The sequence below is a fragment of the Suilimivivens aceti genome, from assembly GCF_025567405.1.
GTDB classification, from domain to species: domain Bacteria; phylum Bacillota; class Clostridia; order Lachnospirales; family Lachnospiraceae; genus Suilimivivens; species Suilimivivens aceti.
Window position 1 is genome coordinate 324,656 of the sequence record NZ_JAOQKJ010000001.1, and the last position, 24,727, is coordinate 349,382.

Below are 24,727 nucleotides of genomic sequence, written 5' to 3' on the forward strand. Positions count from 1 at the left end.
CACGTTTTATTCGGCCGTTACTTCAAATATCCTGGCCATTACTTTCTTCTTAAAGTCAACTGCCAGAACCTTTCTGTCGGCTTCATAAGTATACTCCACATTTTCTTTCATGGCTTCCTGTGGATAAGCCAGCTTTACACTGAGCTTCTTTTCGCCTTCAAACAGATGTGTCAGAGGAATTCTTACCATGGTTCTGTCATCCTCTTCGTCCTTATCTCTTCTGAATACAGCAAGGTAAGCCTTGTTCTCTGTCTTCAGTGCACCGCACAGGAAAGTAGCTCTTGTATCAGCAAGACCGATCGGCCAGTCAGGAAGTGCTTTTTTAATATCACTGCGGATTTCCTTGTAATAGGAAATTCCTTCCTTCACCAGTTCCACTCTCTCCGGAGAAAGCTCCGCCAGATGGCCGCTCTGGTGGATACGCAGAAGCATGGCATTGACCATGTTGAAAATGGTTTCTTCTTTGTCGCCATTTCTCTGCGGATAAGACCATACCGCCGCCTGCTCCGGTGTCAGACCAGCCGGTGCATTGACTGCAATGGAAGCATAGTTCTGATAGTCCTCCTGATCGCTTGTGGACTGGATGCTGTATCTGGACAGCAGCGCATAGTCAATACGCAGACCACCGCTGGAACAGTTTTCAATCACGAGATCAGGGTATTTCTTAAATACACTGTCAAGCCAGGCAAGATATGCTCTTTCATGGGCAAGGAGTCCTGCTCCCACACTATCCGCGTCAAGCTCTGTACCAATACCGGGCTCGATATTGTAATCCATTTTAATATACCCCACTCCGTACTCATTGACAACCCTGTCTATTACTTCATTGACATGATCAATGACAGCAGGGTTACGGAAATCGAGCTGATACCTGCTTCTGTCAAAGACTCTCTTTCCATGACGGATGAAAAACCAGTCATCGGGAGCATTCTTTGCCTTCTCGCAGTTGATACCCATAACCTCCAGCTCAAGCCAGACACCGGGAACCATTCCCTTGCCGCGGATATAATCAGTTACTTCTTTGATTCCGCCCGGGAAACGTTCTCTGGATTCCTGCCATTCGCCAACGCTGTCCCACCAGAGTCCCGGTGCATACCAGCCGGCATCAATAACATAATACTCACAACCAGCCTCTGCTGCCGCATCAATCAGAGGCAGCTCCTTTTCTGTGGTCGGATCTCCGAAAAGGCAGTTCATATAATCATTAAAGATAACAGGCAGATTCTCATCATCCTTATTTACTCTGCGGATCATACGGCGATACTTCGTAAGCTGCCCAATGGCGTTCGCAAAATCAGCATCTGATACACCAACTGCCACCGGCACGGTCGTAAAGCTTTCACCGGGCTTTAAATTCTGGAACCAGTGGGACTGTACCTCGGTCGGACCGCTCAGCGCCAGATAAAAATGATCATTCTGATCACTGATCTCTGCATGCCAGGAACCATTATGCTCGATCTGCCAGTAAATGGCAGTATCTGCTTCCTCATTGGACAGATAGCCCATTGGAAGATATTCCTTAGTCGACCAGTTTCCTGTATTGGTCAGTTCGATCGTCTTTGACGTCCTCTGATATACCGTAGGCTGAGTCTGTGGAAGCCCCAGTGCCGGGAAGCTGTAGGTATGGAAATTCATTTCCTTCTGCCAGCCGTTATGTGCAAAGGTGAGCTGCATCTTGTCATCGGAGCTCATCTCTCCCTCTTTTTCGATGCCAAGATAATAGAAAGACGAAATGTACTCCAGCGTCTGCACCTCAGTTCCTTCATTGGTCACCTCACTCTGCATCCTGATCGTAGTGGTTCCCTGATAAAACTGCCAGGTTGTCACTACCCTGGCTCCGGTTTCCTCATCCTTCTGGATAAATGTCAGCACTCTTCCTGTCTCGTTGCGCTCATCTTTCATATCCACGAAAGTGAGCATATAACCAGGTGCTGTTACGATATGCTTGTTGCCATGCTTTTCATAAGGTCTGTTATAGCCTGAGAAGTTGACCTGTACCAGCTGGAAACCCTCCCGCAAAAATGTTTCATTCTCTGTCAGTTTCTTTTCTTCCTGTTCAGAAAGAGGCTTTGCTGAAAAATGAAATAACTTCAGCTGATTTTCCTTTGTCACTCCAAATACCAGATAGATCCCGTCTTCCTCTATCCTGATCCACTGATTGATATATTCTGATGCCATCTTTTATCTGTTCCTTTCCGTTTGTTCTATGTTTACACCTCTGTCAGGTGAATTAATTTTCCTTTAAAGTCACCAAAGGGATTCTGCACCAGAAGTCCGGCATTCATCAGCTGTTCTCCTGACCATGTCCCATCTTCTCCTTCAATCGCATAGTACTTCTCTGCTGCCAGTCCCTTCAGATAGATCCTTCTGCTGTGATAGTTGGGACGATTCAGTACCTGTACATAGGTATACAGCGCTTCTTTCTTATCCTTGCTGACAACGCCATAGCAGTCAAAATAATGATTCTCCGCATAGGAAGCGATCCTGTAATAATCTCCTTCCCTTACCAGATCATTATATTTATGATACATGGCAACCTGTGCGGGGATCTGCTCCCTGTCGCTCTCCGGGATTTTCGTTACATCCAGCTCATAGCCAAAGGTTCCTGCCAGTGCCACATACCCTCTTGTTTCAAAAGGAGTCACTCTGCCTACTGTATGGTTCGGGCAGTCAGAAACATGTGCTCCCATTGTGGACAATGGATAGATCAGTGCCGTACCTTCCTGGATCTTCAGTCTTTCAATCGCATCGGTATCATCAGAACACCAGATCTGCGGGCTGTAATACAGCATACCCGGATCAAATCTTGCACCGCCGCCGGAGCAGTTCTCCAGAAGAAGGTGTGGGAACTCTGTCATCATTCTCTCCTGCATTTCATAAACAGCCAGTACATAACGGTGATACAGCTCACCCATCTGATCTGCTGGAAGCTCAAGGGAACCGATGTCTGAAAGCTGTCTGTTCATATCCCACTTTACATATTCAATATTGGCGCTGCGAAGGATCTTCGCTACGCACTCATAAGCATAATCTCTGACTTCCTTTCTGGTCAGATCCAGCACATACTGATTTCTGCAGAGGCTGGGCTCCCTGCCTGGGATCGCAATGGCATAATCAGGATGTGCGCGATAAAGGTCAGAATCCGGGGAAATCATTTCAGGCTCAAACCAGATACCGAACTTCATGCCAAGCTTATTGACCTCGTCAACCAGATATTCCAGTCCGCCCTTCAGCTTCTCTTCATTGACAAACCAGTCGCCAAGCGCTCTGTTGTCATCACAGCGGTTTCCAAACCATCCATCATCCATAACAAGCATCTCAATGCCAAGGGCTGACGCCTGCTTTGCAATAGCGATCAGCTTGTCTGTATCAAAATCAAAATAAGTAGCTTCCCAGTTGTTGATCAGAATAGGTCTCTTCTGATTCTTGTACTCACTGCGGATCAGATGATTTCTGTAGAAATCATGGAAGATCCTCGTCATCTGTCCAAGTCCCTGCGCAGAATAGACGAGCACGGTCTCCGGTGCCTGGAAGGATTCTCCCTCTTTCAGCTTCCAGGTAAAATCTTCCGGATGGATTCCCATGGTCATACGTACCTGATCAAACTGATCAGACTGTACCTGTGCCTTGAAATTGCCGGAATATACAAAATGCATGGCATATACTTCACCATTTTCCTGATCGGCATTCTTCGTCTTCAGTGCCAGGAACGGATGATCCTGATGGCTGGACTCTCCACGTATGGACTCCACACTGTATTTGCCATGACTTACCGGTACTGTCTCTATCTGTCTCTCTCTTGCCCAGGAACCATGCAGGGAAATCGCTTCAAAATCTTTATTATCCATATCAAGGCAGGCAGAATATACCTTGGTCAGATAAAGATCTTCCTTACCTGTGTTCACTACCTTTACACTTCTTGTGATTACATCTGCTTCATCAAAAATACCATACTGCAGAATCACCTGAAGTCCTGTTACCTTATCCTCGCAAAGGATCTTAAGAGTCTCACACTCTCCTGCTTTTCCAAAGGATGCCGGCAGACCTTCAAGTCCATCTTTTCCCTCCGTGATCTTATGTGACACGTAAGAAAGGGCAAGTCCCACATTTCCTTTCTCTGTGCGGATATTGATGCAGCTTTCTCTGTAATCACCAAGTCCGTGTGCCGGATATTCCATCGGGAAGCTGTCAAGGAAGGATACCCTGTCCCTGTTATTCCTTGAAGGGACAAAAGGGTTCTCATGGATACGGAGCAGACCGTCTAAATGGACTTCCTTCAGCTTCTTTCCGTAATAAACATGTCCTAAAAACTGCTCGTCATCTACTACTGCAATAACATAAGTTGTATTTCTCGTATCAAGCTTAAATATCTTTTCTTCTTCCAAAAAAACTGCTGCCATAAAACCTCCAAATTTCATTTTACGCAAAAACCATTTAACTAAATTATAAGGTAATTTTTAGTAATGTCAATCAGATCAATGTCTTTTCAATGTTAATTTTCCCACTTTTAAGACATTTTAAGGCAGGCTGCAAAAACGTCATTTTTCGCCAGCAGAGCAGAAAAATTGCTGTTTACAACAAAAATGCCGCAGGCGATACGTTATCATCCTGTGACATTTTTCAGGAAAGCAAAAGGATCTTCTTCCCACTGCTGTAAAAACATGATCAGCAGAAAGGCTGCCCTGAGGGAAACCTTCTCTTCCCTCAGGATCCGCACAGCTTCTTTCTTATCAACTGTCAGCACTTCTATCGTTTCCGTACTTTCTGCAAAAGCCGTGGAAATGCCCCCATCTGCATAGCCAAATACAGATGTACTTGTTTCATCCGTAAGTCCGGCTCCAAGAAAATACGGTTTTGTAAATCCGGGATCGACACCTTCTGCCGGTATAAAGCTAAGCCCTGTTTCCTCTTTCATTTCTCTTGCAGCCGCTTCCCCTGGTGTTTCCCCTGGATCGATCAGACCTGCCGGAAGTTCATATAGATAATCATTCAGTGGATACCGGTACTGTCTGATCATTACAAGCCTTGACGGATCCTCCTTCAGAAGTGCATAGATCACAATTCCGTTTTTCGGAACCTCTCCTGTCTTTAGCGGAAGCTGATCCTCCGGGTTCCTGGATGCGAAATAATAGGAAAAAGGCTGTCCCTTCTGGTCAAGTGCATCCATTTCATATAAATTCAGGAATCTGTTATCTGTCAGCTTCCTGACAGCCGTAAATTTCTCTTTCATAGCATTCTCCCCTCGCCCCAGGAAATGCAGACATCCTGTCAGCTCTCCAGATACCGCAGATATTCTGCCAGTTCTGTAGGAACACCTCCTGTTGTTTCCATCTTTTTGCAAAGAAGTGTAATCTTATGAACCTCTTTGGAATGAATGATCGTATATTTTTCAATTGGCTCTTTAAAAAGAGGATTCACTGCCACCTTATTCCTGACAGCTGCACTGAATGGACAATATACCGCAAGGATCTGACGTACTACTTTATTCAATCTCGGTGAGCCGGTACTCTCATACCGGAGCCACAGTACATAATCACTTACAAACATCTGCCGGTAATTATTTCTGGCACGCCCCATCTGCATTTTGATCTTTTCCTTCGTATCACTGGACAGATCCCGGTTCCTTTTAAAGAACTGCACATAATCACAGTATTCACTGGTAAGGGAAGGTTCTGAAAGGTCATTCCATCTTCCTCCCTGAATACGCTTGCACATTTCCCACCTGAAATCACCCGCAAGTTCCATAAATGTCTTTTCCAGATCTTCCACATGGAACATAGAACACATCAGACGCCCCGGTGTATCTCTCTTTCTTCCCTCGATCTCCTGCCACATAACACCACGGCTTCCTACATTGGGAAGAAGGATCACATCCGGCAGCACCTCTGTTTTGATCATAAGACCATTCAGTCCACGATCCGGGTTGCTGTAAAGTGTGTCCCTGTAAAACACGCCGAAATCAATACTTCTTATCTTATCGAGTACTGCTTTTACCTTTTCAGCTGTCACCAGGCTGCTGCTTAAGCTCTTCAATACCGTATGCTTCGAAAATACAGGACAGAAGGTAGTCGGCTGTCCGAAGGTGATCTTATTCACTGATATGAACATATTTCTGATCTCAAAATTCACACGGGACAGATTGTTTTTCAGAAGTGCTTCTTCCTCCTCCGGAGAAATCCGTCTCATCCTTTTCTCTTCTCTTAAATATTCCCGGTAATCCATATCCAGCTCATTCCGGCTTGGCTCCTTCTTGCCGGCATAAACCGCTACCAGCCACTGAAACAGAGAATATACGCCCTCTCCCGGATTCGTCGGAAGCTGTTCTACAAGCTGATAAAGATAAACTGCATTTTCCATCCCTGCCAGCTCTTCATCCACATATCCGAATTCCAGGAACATCCGGATCACGACAGGAAGCTTTCCTGTCTTTACGAAAGTCCCAAACACCTTTTCGTACAGCTTGTAAAACAATCCCGTCAGTTCATGCCGCAGTATCCTGGCAGCATCATCACTGCTGCTCTTCTGTGAAAGTCTCTTATAGCTGATAAGGCTTTTGGCAAATGCCTCCTCCAGCTTTTTATCACAGTCTGCATATGCCAGTATCTTCTGTAGTGAGTCTTTTAGTTCTTCCTTAATTTCCTGTATTTCCAAAAAATGATCCCTCCCTGATTATCTGGATTCCTCCGCTGCAAAGGCAAGGGCACACCGGACTGCCCTTTTCCACCCTTTCAGAAGTTTTTCTCTGTCAGCTTCTGTCATTTCGCTGCCGAACTCTCTGGAAAGCCTCCAGTTTTCGCTGATCTCCTCCCGGCTCTTATAATAGCCTGTGGCAAGGCCAGCAAGATATGCCGCACCAAGTGCTGTAGTTTCGATGCACTCAGGTCTGTAAACCTTGCCGCCAAGAATATCTGCCTGAAACTGCATCAGAAAATCATTGGCACTGGCACCACCGTCTACCTTAAGTCCTTTAATATTTACCTGAGCATCCTCCTCCATCGCCCGGAGCACATCCACAGTCTGGTAGGCAATGGATTCCAGCGCCGCACGGATAAAGTGCTCCTTTTCACAGCCCCTGGTAATGCCAACGATCGTTCCTCTGGCATAGGGATCCCAGTAGGGCGCTCCCATCCCCGCAAAGGCAGGAACAATATAAACACCGGTGGTATCCGGTACTCTTTCTGCATATTCACTGGTCTGGGATGCACTTTTCACCATACGCATGCCATCCCTCAGCCACTGGATCGCAGCGCCCGCCACAAACACACTGCCTTCAAGGGCATATTCCACTTTTTCTGTGCAGCTTGCTGCTATGGTTGTCAGAAGCCCATGCCCGGAAGCGATCGCCTGTTCTCCCGTATTCATCAGAAGAAAGCAGCCTGTTCCGTAGGTATTCTTCACCTGTCCTGCTTCAAAGCAGCACTGACCGAATAATGCAGCCTGCTGATCTCCTGCAATTCCGCCAACCGGGATCTCACTGCCGGTCACGGATGCGTCCGTATACCCATAGATATAGCTGGAGGGCTTCACCTCCGGAAGCATACATTTCGGTATCTTCAATAAGGAAAGCAGCTCCTGATCCCAGCACAGCTTATGTATATCAAAGATCATGGTTCTTGATGCGTTGGTGTAATCGGTCACATGCACCTTACCCTTGGTCAGATTGTAGATCAACCAGGAATCCACCGTTCCAAAAAGAAGCTCTCCCTTTTCGGCTCTTTCTCTTGCACCAGGTACATTGTCCAGGATCCAGGCAATCTTCGTGCCGCTGAAATAAGCATCCGGTACAAGACCTGTGCGTTCCCTGATCATCTCTCCATAGCCTGCCGCCACCAGTTCATCGATCTTTGGTGCTGTCCTCCGGCACTGCCAGACAATAGCATTGTAAACCGGCTCTCCCGTCTCCTTATCCCAGACGATCGTCGTTTCTCTCTGGTTGGTGATACCAATTCCGCAGATATCCTCCCCATCTGCCCCTGCCATCGCCATGGCTTCTGTCAGGACAGCGAGCTGCGAAGACCAGATTTCTACCGGATTATGCTCTACCCAGCCGGGCTTTGGATAAATCTGGGTAAACTCCTTCTGCGCCATGCTGCAGATGTTTCCCCCCTTGTCGAACAGGATACATCTTGAGCTGGTTGTACCCTGATCCAGTGCCATGATATATTTCCCCATAAGCATACCCTCTCTTTTATCTGTCTATGACGGTCGCGGTCGCTACAATATCTACTCCCGTACCTGCAGCATTCCTGATCAGAACCTCTCCGAGCCTCACAGGTGCTGTAATCGTAGTATTTCTTATGATCTCCATGCAGTCTTCGATCTTATCTTTAGGGATTTCACCCCTGGTCTTCACCGGCACCACCGGGTCATAGCCCTTCTCTACCCGGATCATGCTGGTCAGGCCTCTCTTCGGTGCTGTCATTTCATTTCTGGCGTAGTTTTCACCGATCCTGCAGCTGTTTCCTGTAATGACAAGATTGCCGTCTTCCTCCTTGTCTACTGTGATCATGCATCCTTTCGGACAGCCGATACAGATCAGTGTCTTACTGGCATCTCTTCCCTCCGGGATCACACTCTTCGACTTCTCAGGGATCTTCGGCCGGACTGCCCCGCCAAAGCCCTCCGGCTTATTCCGGATATATTCTGCCGCATGAAATCCTGCCTGCTCTGCCTCTTTGGATACGTTATCCACCAGATCATGCACATGCAGTACATTGCCGCAGGCAAAAATACCCTCTGCTGTCGTCATCAGACTGGCATTGACCACAGGTCCCTTTGTCACAGGATCCATTTCCGCCCCTGCTCCCTCTGACAGCTCATTCTCAGGGATCAGACCGCAGGAAAGAAGGACAGTATCACAGGAAACATATTCTTCACTGCCCGGAATGGGCTTTAAATTTTCATCTACTTTGGATACCGTAACACCGGTCACTCTTTCTTTTCCATGGATCTTTGTTACTGTATGGCTGAGCTTTAACGGAATGCCAAAGTCGTCCAGACACTGCACAATATTTCTCCTAAGTCCTCCGGAATACGGCATGATCTCTGCGACCAGCTTTACCCTGGCACCCTGCAGATGCATTCTTCTCGCCATGATAAGGCCAATATCACCCGATCCCAGGATCACGACTTCCCTGCCCGGGAGTCTGCCTTCCCGGTTCACAAAGCGCTGCGCTGTTCCTGCGGAATAAATGCCGGAAGGACGGTAACCCGGTATGTTCATGGCACCCCTCGGTCTCTCGCGGCAGCCCATGGCAAGTACCACAGCCTTCGCTTCCAGTGTAAACAGTCCCTGTGTGCTGTTCATGGCAGTTACCCGGCAAGGATCTCCGCCCTGCACATTCACTACCATGGTATCAAGCAGGTAAGGGATCCTTCTTTCATATACCATCTCTTCATACCGCGCCGCATACTCCGGTCCTGTCAGCTCTTCTAAAAAGGTATGAAGTCCAAATCCATTGTGGATGCACTGATTCAGAATACCACCAAGCTCCCTGTCTCTCTCCAGGATCAGGATATCCGTAATGCCCTTGTCATATGCGGCAACAGCAGCAGCCATACCTGCCGGGCCGCCCCCGATGATCAGTAAATCCTTCTTCATCTGCAGCCTCCCTTTCCGGCATCTGTGCCTTTCTCTGTCTCTTCATCCGGAAGCAGATAGGAAGAGCCTGCCTCATTCTTCAGGATCTCGCTGACAGGCACCTGAAGCTCTCTTGCCAGGATCTCTATGGTCTTTGGCAGACAGAAGCCTGCCTGGCACCTTCCCATGCCTGCCCTTGTTCTTCTCTTGATGCCATCTGTGGTGGTAGCGCCAAGAGGTCTGTGGATTGCATCCAGGATCTCACCCTCTGTCACCATTTCACAGCGGCAGATCACATTGGCATAAGCCGGATTCTGACGGATCAGCTTCTCTTTCCTTGATTCATCTGCCAGTGCCATACTGGGAATTCCCTTTCTGGTACTGATAAAATGCTCCTTTTTCTCCGGATGCAGCTTATCCTTCACAAGTGCTGCCACATATTCGCCGACTGCCGGTGCACAGGTAAGCCCCGGTGATTCCATACCAGCCACATCAAAGAAGCCTTCTGCTCCCTTCACTTCACCGATGATAAAGTCACCCCGATCCCCATGGGCACGAAGTCCTGCAAAGGATGTGATCACAGCTCCTGCCGGGATCTTTTTCACACTTAAGGATGCCTTCTGCATGATATCAGAAAGTCCTTCCGCTGTCGTGTCCGTTCCGTCCTTATCAGGAATATCCTCTGCAGTAGGACCGATCAGAAGATTGCCGTGTACTGTAGGGGTTACGAGAACACCCTTGCCAAGCACTGTAGGGAGCTGGAACAGCGTATGGGATACCAGATTTCCTACCTTCTTATCGAAAAGCTGGTATTCACCCTTTCTCGGTGTGATCGTAAGTCTGTCCTCTTCGTAGCAGACCATATTATGAATCCTGTCAGCATATACACCGGCGGCATTGATAACTGTCTTTGTCTCAAAACCGCCCTTTGTGGTGCTGACAAGGTAACCATTTTCTGTCTTTTTGATTCCTGTTACTTCTGCTCCGAAATGGAACTCTGCACCGTTCACCGCCGCATTCTCCGCCAGCGCAATAGTAAGGCCAAAGGGACAGATGATCGCACCTGTAGGCGCATACAGCGCTGCCACGGCACCCTCTCCCACCTCCGGTTCCAGCTTCCGGAGCTCTTCCTGATTCAGAATGGAGATCTCACGCACCCCGTTCTTTTCTCCACGCTCTTTCAGCTCCTCCAGCTTATCCATATCCTTTTCATCAAAGCAAAGAACAAGCGATCCGTTTTTCTTATAAGGAAAATCCAGCTCCTTGGAGAGCTTTTCCATCATTTCGCTTCCCTTAAGGTTAAGCCTTGCCATCAGTGTTCCCGGCTTAGCATCAAAGCCGGCATGGGCGATACCACTGTTCGCCTTGGAAGTACCTTCGCATACATCTGTACTCTTTTCCAGCACTGCGATCTGCAGCCTTTCTCTGGAAAGCTCTCTTGCAATGGCGCAGCCGCTGACGCCCGCACCGATAATTACTACATCAAGCATAAGGAAACCCCTTTCCCAATACATTTTATTTTTAATGGTGGAACAGGCGGATACCGGTAAATGCCATCACCATATCATACTTGTCGCAGCATTCGATCAATGCATCATCCCTGACGGAGCCGCCAGGCTGTACAATGTATTTCACGCCGCTCTTATGGGCACGCTCCACATTGTCAGAGAAAGGAAAGAATGCATCTGAGCCAACCGTTACACCGGTGAGACTGTCAAGCCATGCTCTCTTTTCCTCTCTGGTAAACTCTTCAGGCTTCTCCTTGAATACACGCTGCCATGCTCCCTCTGCAAGGACATCCATACATTCATCACCCATGTAAACATCAATCGCATTATCTCTGTCTGCCCTGCCAAGACCGTCCACAAACTTAAGGTTCATAACCTGGGGCGACTGACGCAGGAACCAGTTGTCTGCCTTCTGGCCTGCCAGCCTGGTACAATGGATCCTGGACTGCTGTCCCGCACCGATGCCAATGGCCTGTCCGTCCTTTACATAGCATACAGAATTGGACTGTGTATATTTCAGTGTGATCAGGGCAATCTTCATATCGATCACTGCCTGCTCAGGAAGCTCTTTATTCTTCGTTACGATATTGGAGAACAGCTCTTCATTGATCACCAGTTCATTTCTTCCCTGTTCAAAGGTGATGCCATATACCTGTTTGCGTTCGATTGGTGCAGGCACATAGGATTCATCGATCTGGATCACATTGTAAGCACCCTTTTTCTTGGCCTTTAACAGCTCCAGTGCTTCCTCTGTATATCCCGGTGCGATCACACCGTCTGATACCTCTCTCTTGATCAGCCTTGCCGTGTCCACATCACAGACATCTGACAGTGCGATGAAATCACCAAAGGAGCTCATACGGTCTGCACCTCTTGCTCTCGCATATGCACAGGCAAGGGGAGAAAGCTCTCCAAGGTCATCCACCCAGTAGATCTTTGCAAGAGTGTCTGACAGCGGAAGTCCTACTGCTGCCCCTGCAGGAGATACATGCTTAAAGGAAGTAGCTGCCGGAAGTCCTGTGGCTGCCTTCAGTTCCTTTACAAGCTGCCAGCCGTTAAAGGCATCCAGAAAGTTGATGTAGCCGGGTCTGCCGTTTAAAACGGTAACCGGAAGCTCACTGCCATCCTCCATGAAGATACGGGACGGCTTCTGATTCGGGTTGCATCCATATTTTAACTGAATTTCTTTCATCGTATTTCTCCCTTCGTAAGACAGCTCTATTTATTTTTGTTCATGATTCTGGTGGTATATCTGCCGGTTTCAATCTCGATATAACGGACAAACAGGGATACCTTGTTGTCCTCATTCAGGCTCTCCCATAGCATATCCGTGAAAGCATCCATATCATCCGGGATTGCTACCAGCTTTGGTTCTCCTTCAAAGCTGGGAAGGGGATTGCCGTCATGCATATAGGTATGGATAAAATGTCCCTCTCCTGCTGCCGGATTCTCATAGGCAAAGGTATATCTGTTACAGCTGTCCGGATTACCGTTGTTGCTCTTCAAAATGGACATCGCATAGTTGTAGCCGCCGTTCTCAATGTGAATGATGCCGGAAATACGAGGGGTATAATTAGGACCGTCCGGCTCGAATTCCCTGCTCCTTAAGGACTGCTCAAAGGTAAGCTGCTTATCCATTCCTTCATAAATGGTATCTGTCTGGTCTCCGTTTGTTACGATCGTCTTATTCCCGAGTACTCTGACTGGCGCATAGATGATCAGACTGGGATCCTCCAGCTTGGATGGGTCAAATGCCTGTGTACGGATGCCTTCTCCGTCCTCAACAAAAACCCTGTTCCTGCTGTTGGTGCTTCTTCCCATGATAAAATAGGCTGTGACTGCATATCTGCCGTTGGCTGATTTCCCGATCACGATGCCTCTGCCGGGATATGCATTGTTCTGTAATTCTTCCTTCAGTGACAGTTGTTTCATGGTTATCCTCCTTGTTTTGAGTTTCAAATGGTCTGCATGATCATTTTCACATGCATGGTAATGAAAGAACCGCCTGAGCGGCACTTCAAAAGTGTTCGCCCAGGCGGTCGGCATTTTATTTATTACCACGCTTCCCGTGAGTACTCTCACAACAGTTTTTGACTCCTGTCTTCCGCCAGTTGCGCAGTCCGTTACTATATTTATAGTATCACGTTTTCACAGGGGTTGGCAAGCGGATTTCAATTAATAGGTTAGTACTTCATGCCCAGTTTCTGTAACAGCAACCGTAATCTCCCACTGGGCTGACGGCTTGCCGTCTTCTGTATAGACAGTCCAGCCATCTTCATCATCTACACAAACCTCACAGGTTCCCATATTGACCATAGGCTCAATGGTAAATACCATACCGGGAACCATCAGCATTTCTGTACCCTTCCTGGTAACATAGCTGACAAAGGGCTCCTCATGGAATTCAAGTCCAACGCCATGTCCACCGATGTCTACCACCACGCTGTAGCCATTTGCCTTCGCATGGTCATTGATCACCTGAGCCATGTCTCCAAGGAAGTTCCAGGGCTTTACCTGTTCAAGGCCAAGCTCCACGCACTCCTTCGTTACCTGCACCAGCTTTTTCTTTTCCTCACTGACCTCTCCAATGCAGAACATTCTGGAGGAATCGGAGAAGTAACCTTTATATATGGTAGAAACATCTACGTTGACGATCTCCCCCTCCTTCAGGATCCTATCAGGGGAGGGGATTCCGTGACATACCACTTCATCAATAGATGTGCAGACACTCTTCGGAAAGCCTTCATAATTCAAAGGTGCGGGAATACCGCCCATCCTTGTTGTCACATCATAGACCAGTCTGTCGATCTCTTCTGTGCTGACACCCGGCTTTATCATCTTCGCCACTTCATCCAGTACTGCAATATTGATCACACTGCTGTCACGGATTCCCTGGATCTGTTCCGGTGTTTTCAGGATATCGTGTGTCGGGACGATATGCCCCTGCAATGCGTAATGATGGATCTTTTCATCGAGTGCCATGTGACAGTTCTTGTACTTCTTACCGCTGCCGCACCAGCACATGTCATTTCTTCCCAGTTTTTCCATATATCCTCGGTTCCAGACCTTCTAACAGGCCTTATTCAGTAACCGGCTTTCCGGCCTCTTCTTCACATTCATGGAATGCCTCCATGAAGTGTGCGATATTCTCACTGATGCTTCTCTTCTTGAATACTGCTGATCCTGCTACACAGATATCAGCTCCTGCCCTCAGAACTTCCCGTACATTTTTCTTGCCGATACCGCCATCTACCTCTATTTTCACCGGAAGGCAGTGGCTGTTAATATATTTACGAAGCTCTGCAATACGCCCATAGGCCTCATCCATAAAGGCCTGTCCGCCAAATCCCGGCTCTACACTCATAATGAGGACAGTATCCAGCTTTGGCAGATAAGGATACACCTCTTCCAGTGGCGTGGAGGGTTTTATGGAAAGTCCCGCCTTTAGTCCCAGGGAATGGATCCTGTCAATGACCTCATCCACATGGTCTGCCGCCTCTAAATGGAATGTGATGCCGTCCGCACCACATTCCGCAAAGTCTTTAATATAACGAATAGGATCTGTAATCATCAGATGTACATCAAAAAACTGGGTGGTTGCACTTCTGATCGAAGCAATCAGCGGCATACCAAAGGAAATACTAGGTACAAACATACCGTCCATAACATCAATATGCAGATAATTCACACCTGCTTTCTGTATCTCCCTGATCTGTTCTCCCAGTATTGTAAAATCCGCTGCAAGCAGGGATGGTGCCAAAATGTACATAATTATTCTATCTCCAGATTCTTTATCCCTTTATTTCAGAAAATCACTGATCTGCCCATAAATGCCCTTGCCATCCAGCTTGTACTTCTCAAGCAGTGCAGAAGCAGATCCTGACTCACCAAAGCAATCCTGCATACCAATCTTCATTACCGGTACCGGATAGCTCTTGCAGAGTGCATCACAGACAGCGCTGCCAAGTCCGCCGATCACAGAATGCTCTTCCGCAGTCACAACCTTGCCGGTCTTCTTCGCAGACCTGATGATCAGTTCCTCGTCAAGAGGCTTGATCGTGCAGATATTGATGACCTCTGCGCTGATGCCATCAGCTGCCAGCATCTCTGCTGCTTCCAGTGCATTACCTACACAGATACCAGTGGCAACGATGGTCAGGTCACTTCCTTCTCTGACTACGGTTCCCTTGCCGATCTCGAATTTGTAATCAGGCCTGTCATTGATCACCGGACATGCTGCACGTCCAAAGCGGAGATAAACAGGACCTTCATGCTCAACAGCTGCCCTTACTGCTGCCTTGGCTTCAATATCATCTGCCGGGCACATAACTACCATTCCGGGAATGGTTCTCATCAGGGCGATATCCTCATTACACTGATGGGTTGCACCATCCTCTCCTACGGTGATCCCTGCATGGGTTGCACCGATCTTTACATTCAGATGAGGATAGCCGATAGAATTTCTTACCTGCTCAAAGGCTCTGCCTGCCGCAAACATAGCAAAGCTGCTGGCGAAGGGAATCTTACCCATGGTAGCCAGTCCCGCTGCAATTCCCATCATATTACATTCTGCAATACCACAATCAATATGCCTGTCCGGATACGCTTTCTTAAATACGCCTGTCTTGGTCGCTGCTGCAAGATCTGCGTCAAGCACAACAAGTTCCGGATATTCTGCTCCCAGCTCTACCAGCGCATTGCCGTAGCTTTCTCTGGTCGCGATCTTCTTTACCTCTGCCATTATGCTTCCTCCTTCTTCAGCTCTTCGCTGATCTTCTCAAGATCTGCCATTGCGATAGCATACTCTTCATCGTTAGGCGCCTTGCCATGCCAGCCTGCCTGTCCTTCCATGAAGGAAACACCCTTGCCCTTGATGCTGTGAGCAATGATTGCTGTTGGCATACCCTTGGTCTCTCTTGCTTCCTTGAAGGCCGCGCGAAGGGCATCAAAATCGTGGGCATCCACATTGATCACATGGAAGTTGAAAGCCTTGAACTTTTCATCGATTGGATAAGGAGAGCATACCTGATCTACTGCTCCGTCGATCTGCAGTCCGTTATTATCTACGATCACTACCAGGTTGTCCAGCTTACGGAATCCGGCAAACATGGATGCCTCCCATACCTGTCCCTCCTGGATCTCACCATCTCCAAGGAGTGTATATACTCTGACATCACTCTGATCCAGCTTGGCACCAAGTGCCATTCCTGTTGCTGCGGAAATACCCTGCCCAAGAGATCCGCTTGACATATCCACACCGGGAATATGCTGCATACAGGGATGTCCCTGCAGATAGGAACCCAGCTTTCTCAGGGTCTTGAGATCCTCAACCGGGAAATATCCTCTGTGCGCCAGTGCAGAGTAAAGTCCGGGGGCTGTATGTCCCTTGGACAGTACAAACCGGTCTCTGTCTGCTTTCCCCGGATCAGCAGGATCAATATTCATTTCTTCAAAATACAGATACGTAAAAATATCTGCTGCAGACAGGGATCCACCAGGATGACCTGCCTTTGCGCTGTGGACAGCCGTTACGATGCCCTTACGCACTTCATTGGCCATTTTCTTTAGCTCCAGATTATTCATGCTTACCTCCGTTTACCCGAAAAAACATTTTTTTAACCTTTTTTATTCTATCATATTGCCATACTTCCGTCTACGTTAATTGTTGCTCTGATTTTCCCATTAACAGGGCATTTTTACAGCATTTTCCCTTACCGCACCGCATATAATGGATAGAAGTCCTCTTTAGGGAGTTTTCCTTGAAATATCATTTCTTCCGTCAAAAAAAATATCTTGTTCCCGTTATGCTCCTCCTGCTCGTACTCCTTGCCGGCAGCTTTTTGGTTTTCCGCAGTGATTCCCTTCTTTTCCGTCTGTATTCATCAAAGCTGTTTCATACGGAGCTGTCCGGCAACACTCTTACTCTTCATTACCTGATCGCTGATCCTTCCACCTATGGTTTTAATGAAGATCCCGTTCTTCCTGTTTACACCGGTGCAGAAGAAGACCGGGAAAAGGAGACTACCTCCCTGAAAAATGCACTGTCCGTGCTTTCCAGGATCTCAACGGACCACCTCTCTTCCGAGGATGCCTATACCTGTCTGCTGACAGAACGCTATCTGCAGTCCCAGCTGAAAGCCACCGCCTTCCCTTATTATCCGGAGCCCTTTTCCCCTGGAAGCGGGATCCAGAACAGCTTTCCTTCCCTTCTTGCCGACTATGCCTTCCGCAGCAGAAAGGATGTGGAGGATTATCTTTCCCTGCTGGAACAGTCCGGTGATTACCTTGACGGTCTCCTTCTCTATGAAAAGGAGAAAGCAGAAGCCGGTCTGTTCATGTCACATGCAGCCGCAGATAAGGTCATAAAGCAGTGCAGTACCATTCTTCCGGAAGATGCCCTCGATGGCTCTCATTTTCTTCAGAAGACATTTGAAGAAAAGGTTTCCCTTCTCGTAAAAGATGGCAGTATAAGTGAAGAAGACGGGAAAGTGTTCTGTGCCAGAAATGACAGCCTGCTCCAGTCCGTCCTTGCCCCCGCCTACGTGAAAATGGCTGACACCTTTACTTCCTTCCGGAAATATGGCCACACACCAGCCGGACTGTCCAGCCTTCCTGACGGAAAAGCTTACTATGAGTATCTTCTTTCTGCCACTACAGGCAGTAACCGTCCCATATCCGAAACCAAGCTTCTTCTCTACGAAGACTATGAGAATAATTATAATGCCCTGATTTCACTCCTTACAAAATATCCTGAGATCGGTGACAGTGAGCTGACTGCTTCCCTGGATCTTTCCCTGTCCTCCGCCTCCGGTGCCCTAAAGCAGCTCCATGAACGGATCCAGAAGGATTTTCCTGTCCCCTGTGCTTCCGATCCACTCTCTCCTGTATCTGTCGTACTGAAAACGGTTCCTTCCTCCATGGAGGAATACACCAGCCCTGCCTACTACCTGATCTCCCCGATTGATGACTGGAGCACTCAGACGATCTGTCTGAACAGAAGCAATTTCCATGATAACCTGTCCCTTTACACCACCCTGGCCCATGAAGGCTATCCCGGGCATCTCTACCAGACTATTTACAGCAGACAGTATCTTGGAAAAATGGAAACACCGGCTCTCCGGTATCTTCTCCACTACGGCGGCTACACCGAGGGCTGGGCCTACTATGCGGAAAATCTCTCTTATGACTATGCCAGGGAAATGGCTGTGCACAATCCCCATGCTGCCGCTTACTACGAGGCCTGCCGGTTAAACCGTAATCTCCACCTCGGACTCTACTCGCTTCTTGATATCGCTATCCATTACGATGGAGCTTCGAAAGAGCAGGTTGCCGGGATCCTTAAGACCATCGGCATCACTGATCCTTCTTCTGTAGATTCCGTTTATGCTTATCTGACAGAGGAGCCCTGCAGCTATCCCAAATACTATGTGGGCTATCTGGAAATCCTGAAGCTGAAGGAAGAAGCCATGGTGCTGTGGGAAAAGGACTTCTCCCTGTACCGGTTCCACCAGTTCCTGTTGGAAAAGGGGCCTGCAGACTTCCAGTCACTGAGGGAGATGCTGCCCCTGTATGCTGCCTCCTGACTTTTGCAAAAAAGTCACCACGCCGCATATGACTGCAGCTGCACGGTGCAGGCTGCCGGACTCAGTTTTCCTCCAGCATACCTTCGATATAACCGCCATCCCACAGCAGGATCTTCAGCTTCTTCGCCGCCTCTACCGCCGGTGTCGTGAAGTACTGATTGGTCATGACTGCCCCGACCATCCGGTCATAATAATCTCTTCCCGCATAGGCCTCCTGGATGGCCTTGACCCCTACCGGTGCCGTATAACGCTTGCACTGGATCGCATAGGTCACCCCATCCTTCTGCGCCAGAATATCAATGCCATAATCTCCGCTCCCCTTCGTCACCTCAACCTCGGTAAAGCCCCTGTCAGCCAGAAGGTCTGCGCAGAAATATTCAAATTCATGTCCCTCCATGTCCTCAAAGACATCCGGGGACTTTTTCTTTCTTTTCACAAAAAACACCAGAAGCACGATCAGCAATATGATCCCGGCTCCGGCACCCGCTATCCACAGCATTCCATTTATTGTCGCCATGTTGTCCACATCCTTTCCTCCAATTGACAAAACAGCCAAACCGCCTTACAATCGTTTCAGCTTCGACAATACAGCTGCGCAAAGAAGCAATATAAAGGAGTACTTATGGAAAATCTGATATTCAGTCTGAATGCAACTATCCCTATTTTTCTGCTTATGGTCTTTGGCTACATCCTGCAGCAGATCCACTTTCTGGATGCCTCCTTCGTAAAGACCTTAAACTCCTTCAACTTCAAGGTGACGCTTCCCTTCCTGCTCTTCCGCGATATCGCTTCCTCGGATTTCTCTGAGGTCTGGGATACCCGTTATGTCCTGTTCTGCTTCTTCACCACCTTATTCTGTATTGCCTTTACCTGGATTATAACAGCTTGCCTGTCCCGTAGAAAGGACTTGGTTGGAGAATTTGTACAGGCTTCCTACCGGAGCAGTGCCGCTGTCCTTGGAATCGCCTTTATCCAGAATATCTACGGAGATGCCAAAATGGCTCCACTTATGATCATCGGCACGGTGCCTCTTTATAATGTAGCTGCAGTTATCATTCTTTCCCTGACTGCAGAAGGAAATGGCGGCTTATCCCCTGCCGCCCTGAAGAAGTCACTGAAGGGCATCCTGACAAATCCCATTATCCTCGGCATTGCCGCCGGCATGATCTTTTCCCTGCTTCCCATCTCCATGCCAGTGATCGCAGAAAAGACCGTAAATAATATCGCTGTTCTGGCAACACCGCTTGCCCTGATCGGCCTTGGTGCCGGCTTTGAGGGCAAAAAAGCGCTGGCTGAAATTAAGCCAACGCTGATCTGTTCTGCTATGAAATTATTACTCTGGCCGATCATCTTTCTTCCGATCGCCGCCTATATGGGCTTCACCAGTGAAAAGCTTGTGGGTATCCTTGTGATGCTCGGCTCCCCCACTACCGTAAGCTGCTACATCATGTCCAAAAATATGGGACATGAGGGAGTCCTGACCTCCAGTGTAGTGGTCACCACAACCTTTTTCAGCTCCGTGACCCTGACACTGTTTCTGTATCTCATCAAGAGTTTGGGGCTGATCTGATCCGATATTTTACCAGATCTTTTCTGGTTCCATTATCATGCTGCTCCAAACAATACCACTCCTTCCCTTTTCACATTGGAGTAAAAAGGATAATTCTGTATCCACTTCAGAAAGTGACCTTCATTCTTTACGATAGGCTTTATATCCAGATCATTATCCATGTTAAAGTCAAAAGTCAGATCAGAAAGTTTTCTCTGATATTCCTTGATTTCCATATCTGTAAGATCTACCAGTATCATCACATCCACATCAGAATCTTCCCGGTAATCTCCCCTTGCATAGGAGCCATATAAAATAACCTGACGCAGACTGCCGCCAAAAAGGTTTTTCACTTCTCCAATATAGCGTTCCAACAGATTGCTCATAACATCGGGCATAACAGAGTCTCCTTTCTGCTTTTACTACTTTATGTTTTATTAAATTTCGGATCCATGTGCATTTATCTATGATTTTTAATGTTGTCTAGGTGCAAATAACTTTCCATTTTACTTAATAATTGGTGTAAATTATGATACAATACATATATTATATGATATCCGCTTGATGTAAAAAAAGGCCGGGGCACGCTTAACTCTCTTGAAAAATTTTCAAGCCATAATAAGTTTGAATACGCTATTAAGGTTTCAAAAAACAATTACGGTTATAATCCCGAACAAAGCCTTTATCATCCACTGATTACCCCTGCGATCACCACACTGGCTATGATCCCGGAAATCGTGGCAAGCAGTGCTCCCGGCAGCGTATATCTGGTCTTCGTGACCTTCGCCGCCAGGAAATAAACGCTCATTGTATAAAAAATCGTTTCCGTACAGCTCATCATGATCGAAGTGACAAGCCCGATATAGGAATCTGTCCCGTAATTCTTGAAAATATCCAGCACCAGCCCGGTAGCGGCCGAAGAAGAAAACATCCTGATAAAGGAAAGCGGCAGGAGCTGTGCCGGAAAGTGCAGATATTCTGAGACCGGCAGGAACAGCTCCTCCAGGAAATCAAGAAAGCCGGAAGATCGGAGTACTCCCACTGCGATCATCAGTGCCACCAGTGTCGGCATGATCCCCACCACAGTTTTCAGCCCTTCCTTCGCCCCTTTTACAAAATCCTCATATATCTTACAGTGACTGGCAAGTCCGTAAGCAATAATATAAAAGACCAGCGCCGGGATGATCATATTCGACAGATTGGTAAGCACAAATGCCATATAAAGGCTCCTGATAGGCTGATTCCTTATCAGTATATGCCGGGTTCCTTCAGATCAGCACCGTTCTGGCATCTCCGGTGAGCGGATTTCGTTTCTCATAATCAAACAGCAGGAAGCCCGGCTTCTCCCACCTTTCGCAGATCTTCTCCGGACAGTTCTCCCACACCGGATAAAAGAAAGCTTCCATATGGGTCATTTTCATCACCTGTTTAGCATGATAGCCCTCATATCCCGTAAGGATCTCCGGCTCCTTCTCTTCCTTTTCATAGAAATCCGCCATTTCCCTGTAATAACAGGTCTGATCAGCCGCAAAGGAGGGCCTGCTCTTGGCATTTTCCCGAAGATAATAATCACAGGTCAGAAGCTCTGTATAAAGGTCTGCTTTTTCCGGCTCCCTTTCCATGGCAAAATCAAGAAGCACCTGATAGCGGTAGCTCCTTGCCGGTGTATTAATAAAATAGCCCTTTTCCTCGTAGTAATCTGCGAGCCTGGAATACATCTGAAAGGGTCCTGAAAAAGCCTGTTCCAGCACCAGCAGTGTTTTCCGGAACTGATTGGAATTGTAATAAAGCTCTACCATTTCCTCGATCCGTTTGAGCCGCAGGATCGCGTCAAAGCTGAGCCACTTCGTATAAAGCACCTCATAAGGCGGTGTACTCTGATAGACGATCCCGTACTGCTCCGTCATGTGATACATGGGCGAGCCCTTCAGCACCTTCAGGAATCCAAGCTGAAGCTGCTCCGGCTTCATGGCATAGACCTCATCAAAAGAGCGCCCAAAGCTTTCATAATCTTCATAGGGCAGTCCGGCGATCAGATCCAGATGGATATGGATATTGTAAGGCTCCCGGAGCCTTGCGACCACTCCGGCGATATGTCTCGTATCCGCATACCTGTTGATCTCATGAAGTGTCTTATCATTAGTCGTCTGAATACCGATCTCAAGCTGCACAAGCCCTGGCCGCATCGCAGCAAGTGCTGCAAGCTGCTCTTCATTCATGATATCTGCAGCCACCTCAAAGTGGAAATTTGTGACACCATTGTCATGTTCCCTGATATAATTCCAGATGAAAAGGGCATGCTCCCGGTTACAGTTAAAGGTTCTGTCCACAAACTTTACCTGCGGTACCTTCTTTGCAAGAAAATAAGAAAGCTCCTGCTCCACTTTTTCATGACTCCTGAGGCGCACCTTTCTTTCTATGGAAGAAAGACAGTAGGTACACCGGAACGGACAGCCTCTTGAGGTTTCATAATACAGGATCCTGTTCTCATATTCCTGCAGATCAGTATACAAAAAAGGAAGCTCATCCATCGACAGCTCCCTTCTGCTTCCTGTAAATCCGTCTGGCAGAAGTAATCCCTTTACTCCATGATAATCCTTCTCATCCCTGTAGCAGGAAAGCAGCTCACGGAAGGTTTCCTCTCCTTCTCCTGTCATGATCCCTGTCACATAAGGAAACTGCGCAAGCACTTCATCTCCCTCAAAAGAAACCTCCGGTCCTCCAAGCCAGATATCCCGGCCGGGCAGTACCTTGTGGATCTCCGGTAAAAGCTCCTGCACCATCCTGAAATTCCAGATATAGCAGGAGATGCCGACCGCATCCGGCCTTCTCCTGTAAATATCGGAAAGGATCTGCTCCTTCAGATGATTGATCGTATACTCCGCCAGTTCAACGGTATTTTGATATTCCTCCCCTGCATACAGCTTCAGATAATGAATCGCAGGGTTGGAATGGATATATTTGGAATTAATTCCAACCAGTAAAAATTTCATATTACAGACTCTTGATAAACCGGTCGAATGCCTCCTGTCCCTCTGCAGTCCTCTTATAAACGCCTGCATCCTCAAGAACCTGCATGAACACCAGACCGATTTCCTTTTCTATGACAGTATCGATATTTTCCTCATCTATCTTATCATACTTTGCAGAAAATTCCTCTACCCAGTCTGCATGTTTTGCAAGAACCTCATCCTTACGGATATCCTTTCCTGTCAGCACAGCTTCCTTTAAGGCTTCCATCTCACCCTTCAGCCTTGCCGGAAGTACGGCAACTCCCATCACCTCGATCAGACCAATATTTTCCTTCTTGATGTGATGCAGCTTTGCATGGGGATGATACACACCAAGAGGATGCTCCTCTGTAGTAATGTTATTGCGGAGTACCAGATCCAGCTCATATCTGTCATCTCTCTTTCTGGCAATGGGTGTGATCGTATTGTGCTTCTCTCCGTCTGTCTCTGCAAAGATAAAGGCTGCCTCATCGCTGTAGCCTCTCCAGGCATCCAGGATCTTATCTGCCAGTGCAATGATCCTCTCTGTATCCTCTCCGGAAAGGCGGATCACGGACATGGGCCACTTCACAACGCCTGCTGCCACATCCTCAAAGCCGGGAACACTAAAGCTTCTCTCCACACCAGCTCTTGCCATGGCAAACTCATAATGACCGCCCTGGAAATGGTCATGGCTTAAAATAGAGCCTCCCACGATCGGCAGATCCGCGTTGGAGCCAAGGATATAATGCGGGAACTGCTTCACAAAATCAAACAGCTTGCAGAAGGTATTGTGATCGATCTTCATCGGCACATGCTGTCCGTTAAATACGATGCAGTGCTCATTGTAATATACATAAGGAGAATACTGGAATCCCCACTCACTTCCCTGAATAGTGATCGGGATGATCCTGTGGTTCTGTCTGGCCGGATGGTTCAGTCTGCCTGCATAGCCTTCATTTTCGCGGCAGAGCTGACACTTCGGATAGCTTGACTGCTTCGCATTCCTGGCTGCTGCAATAGCCCTTGGATCCTTCTCCGGCTTGGAGAGGTTGATCGTAATATCCAGATCTCCATATTCTGTAGAGGCGATCCACTTTTTATCTTTCCTGGTACGGTATCTGCGGATATAGTCCGTATCACAGCTGAATTTGTAATAATATTCGGTAGCCTTCTTCGGGTTCTCTGCATAGAGTGCGCGGAAGGTGCGGATCACTTCACTCGGTCTTGCGACCAGCATGCCCATGATCTTCGTATCAAACAGATCCCGGTAAACCACACTGTTTTCTTCCATCAATCCTGCTTCATATGCATAATCCAGCATTTCGGCAAGGATCCCCTCCAGATCTTCTACAGAAACACATACTTCTTCCTCACTGTCATCGATCTCCTGCAGCTGAAAAAGCTCTAACAGTCTGTTGATGGTATAGATTTTGTCCTCCTCCGGCACAAGTCCGGTCAGGATCCCATATGCTGTCAGCTTCCTGATATTGTCAAAAATCTTTTTCTGTTCCATT

Annotated in this window: 20 protein-coding genes and 1 riboswitch; of the genes, 2 read left to right on the plus strand and 18 right to left on the minus strand. The window is 47.8% G+C overall.

The window, feature by feature from the left end; all coding sequences use genetic code 11:
* Window positions 1-6: 6 nt before the first annotated feature.
* The 13 genes from OCV77_RS01390 to OCV77_RS01450 form a co-directional block, all read right to left on the minus strand.
* On the minus strand, window positions 7-2,178 hold the full coding sequence (locus OCV77_RS01390) for a glycoside hydrolase family 36 protein (protein ID WP_262572624.1): 2,172 nt from the start codon (window positions 2,176-2,178) through the stop codon (window positions 7-9).
* A 32-nt stretch (window positions 2,179-2,210) separates the two neighbouring features.
* Entirely contained in the window at window positions 2,211-4,400 is a 2,190-nt protein-coding gene (locus OCV77_RS01395) for an alpha-galactosidase (RefSeq protein WP_262572626.1), read from the minus strand.
* Between the two features lie 203 nt (window positions 4,401-4,603).
* A complete protein-coding gene (locus tag OCV77_RS01400) occupies window positions 4,604-5,230 on the minus strand; it encodes an NUDIX hydrolase (RefSeq protein ID WP_262572628.1) in 627 nt (208 codons plus the stop codon).
* Between the two features lie 38 nt (window positions 5,231-5,268).
* Window positions 5,269-6,651: a hypothetical protein gene (locus tag OCV77_RS01405; RefSeq protein WP_262572629.1), complete on the minus strand. Its 1,383-nt coding sequence runs from the start codon at window positions 6,649-6,651 to the stop codon at window positions 5,269-5,271.
* Window positions 6,652-6,669: 18 nt separating this feature from the next.
* Entirely contained in the window at window positions 6,670-8,172 is a 1,503-nt protein-coding gene (gene glpK, locus OCV77_RS01410; RefSeq protein ID WP_262572630.1) for a glycerol kinase GlpK, read from the minus strand.
* Window positions 8,173-8,188: 16 nt separating this feature from the next.
* The gene (locus OCV77_RS01415; protein WP_262572632.1) at window positions 8,189-9,601 is read right to left on the minus strand and encodes an FAD-dependent oxidoreductase; all 1,413 of its coding nucleotides are present in this window, start codon (window positions 9,599-9,601) and stop codon (window positions 8,189-8,191) included.
* Window positions 9,598-11,070: an NAD(P)/FAD-dependent oxidoreductase gene (locus OCV77_RS01420; RefSeq protein ID WP_262572634.1), complete on the minus strand. Its 1,473-nt coding sequence runs from the start codon at window positions 11,068-11,070 to the stop codon at window positions 9,598-9,600. Before OCV77_RS01420 ends, OCV77_RS01415 begins: the two co-directional genes overlap by 4 nt.
* Window positions 11,071-11,101: 31 nt before the next feature.
* On the minus strand, window positions 11,102-12,280 hold the full coding sequence (locus OCV77_RS01425; protein WP_262572636.1) for a phosphoribosylaminoimidazolecarboxamide formyltransferase: 1,179 nt from the start codon (window positions 12,278-12,280) through the stop codon (window positions 11,102-11,104).
* 26 nt (window positions 12,281-12,306) lie between these two features.
* Window positions 12,307-13,020: an IMP cyclohydrolase gene (locus OCV77_RS01430; protein WP_262572638.1), complete on the minus strand. Its 714-nt coding sequence runs from the start codon at window positions 13,018-13,020 to the stop codon at window positions 12,307-12,309.
* Window positions 13,021-13,110: 90 nt separating this feature from the next.
* A riboswitch (ZMP/ZTP riboswitch) is annotated at window positions 13,111-13,213 on the minus strand.
* A 50-nt stretch (window positions 13,214-13,263) separates the two neighbouring features.
* Window positions 13,264-14,136, minus strand: a complete 873-nt coding sequence (locus OCV77_RS01435) for a methionyl aminopeptidase (protein WP_262572640.1) — start codon at window positions 14,134-14,136, stop codon at window positions 13,264-13,266.
* A gap of 31 nt (window positions 14,137-14,167) precedes the next feature.
* The gene (rpe, locus tag OCV77_RS01440) at window positions 14,168-14,857 is read right to left on the minus strand and encodes a ribulose-phosphate 3-epimerase (RefSeq protein WP_331488684.1); all 690 of its coding nucleotides are present in this window, start codon (window positions 14,855-14,857) and stop codon (window positions 14,168-14,170) included.
* Window positions 14,858-14,887: 30 nt separating this feature from the next.
* Complete coding sequence (locus OCV77_RS01445) at window positions 14,888-15,829, minus strand: transketolase family protein (protein ID WP_118797199.1); 942 nt, start codon at window positions 15,827-15,829, stop codon at window positions 14,888-14,890.
* Window positions 15,829-16,671, minus strand: coding sequence for a transketolase (locus OCV77_RS01450; protein WP_118797198.1), 843 nt, complete (start codon window positions 16,669-16,671; stop codon window positions 15,829-15,831). The genes OCV77_RS01445 and OCV77_RS01450 overlap by 1 nt, the downstream gene beginning before the upstream one ends.
* Window positions 16,672-16,847: 176 nt before the next feature.
* Here OCV77_RS01450 and OCV77_RS01455 point away from each other — a divergent pair, with 176 nt between their 5' ends.
* Entirely contained in the window at window positions 16,848-18,671 is a 1,824-nt protein-coding gene (locus OCV77_RS01455; protein WP_262572646.1) for a DUF885 domain-containing protein, read from the plus strand.
* A 61-nt stretch (window positions 18,672-18,732) separates the two neighbouring features.
* Here the strand turns inward: OCV77_RS01455 and OCV77_RS01460 are convergent, their stop codons facing one another.
* Window positions 18,733-19,218: a restriction endonuclease gene (locus tag OCV77_RS01460; RefSeq protein WP_262572648.1), complete on the minus strand. Its 486-nt coding sequence runs from the start codon at window positions 19,216-19,218 to the stop codon at window positions 18,733-18,735.
* Window positions 19,219-19,293: 75 nt separating this feature from the next.
* Here OCV77_RS01460 and OCV77_RS01465 point away from each other — a divergent pair, with 75 nt between their 5' ends.
* Window positions 19,294-20,241: an AEC family transporter gene (locus tag OCV77_RS01465; RefSeq protein WP_262572649.1), complete on the plus strand. Its 948-nt coding sequence runs from the start codon at window positions 19,294-19,296 to the stop codon at window positions 20,239-20,241.
* A 35-nt stretch (window positions 20,242-20,276) separates the two neighbouring features.
* Here OCV77_RS01465 and OCV77_RS01470 read toward each other — a convergent pair whose 3' ends face one another.
* The 4 genes from OCV77_RS01470 to galT all read right to left on the minus strand — a co-directional run bounded on the left by OCV77_RS01470 (window position 20,277) and on the right by galT (window position 24,726).
* A complete protein-coding gene (locus tag OCV77_RS01470) occupies window positions 20,277-20,618 on the minus strand; it encodes a nucleotidyltransferase domain-containing protein (protein ID WP_118797193.1) in 342 nt (113 codons plus the stop codon).
* A 287-nt stretch (window positions 20,619-20,905) separates the two neighbouring features.
* The gene (locus OCV77_RS01475; protein ID WP_118797192.1) at window positions 20,906-21,439 is read right to left on the minus strand and encodes a spore maturation protein; all 534 of its coding nucleotides are present in this window, start codon (window positions 21,437-21,439) and stop codon (window positions 20,906-20,908) included.
* A gap of 49 nt (window positions 21,440-21,488) precedes the next feature.
* Complete coding sequence (locus OCV77_RS01480) at window positions 21,489-23,213, minus strand: B12-binding domain-containing radical SAM protein (RefSeq protein ID WP_262572652.1); 1,725 nt, start codon at window positions 23,211-23,213, stop codon at window positions 21,489-21,491.
* Window position 23,214: 1 nt separating this feature from the next.
* On the minus strand, window positions 23,215-24,726 hold the full coding sequence (gene galT / locus OCV77_RS01485; RefSeq protein WP_262572653.1) for a UDP-glucose--hexose-1-phosphate uridylyltransferase: 1,512 nt from the start codon (window positions 24,724-24,726) through the stop codon (window positions 23,215-23,217).
* Window position 24,727: the final 1 nt, after the last annotated feature.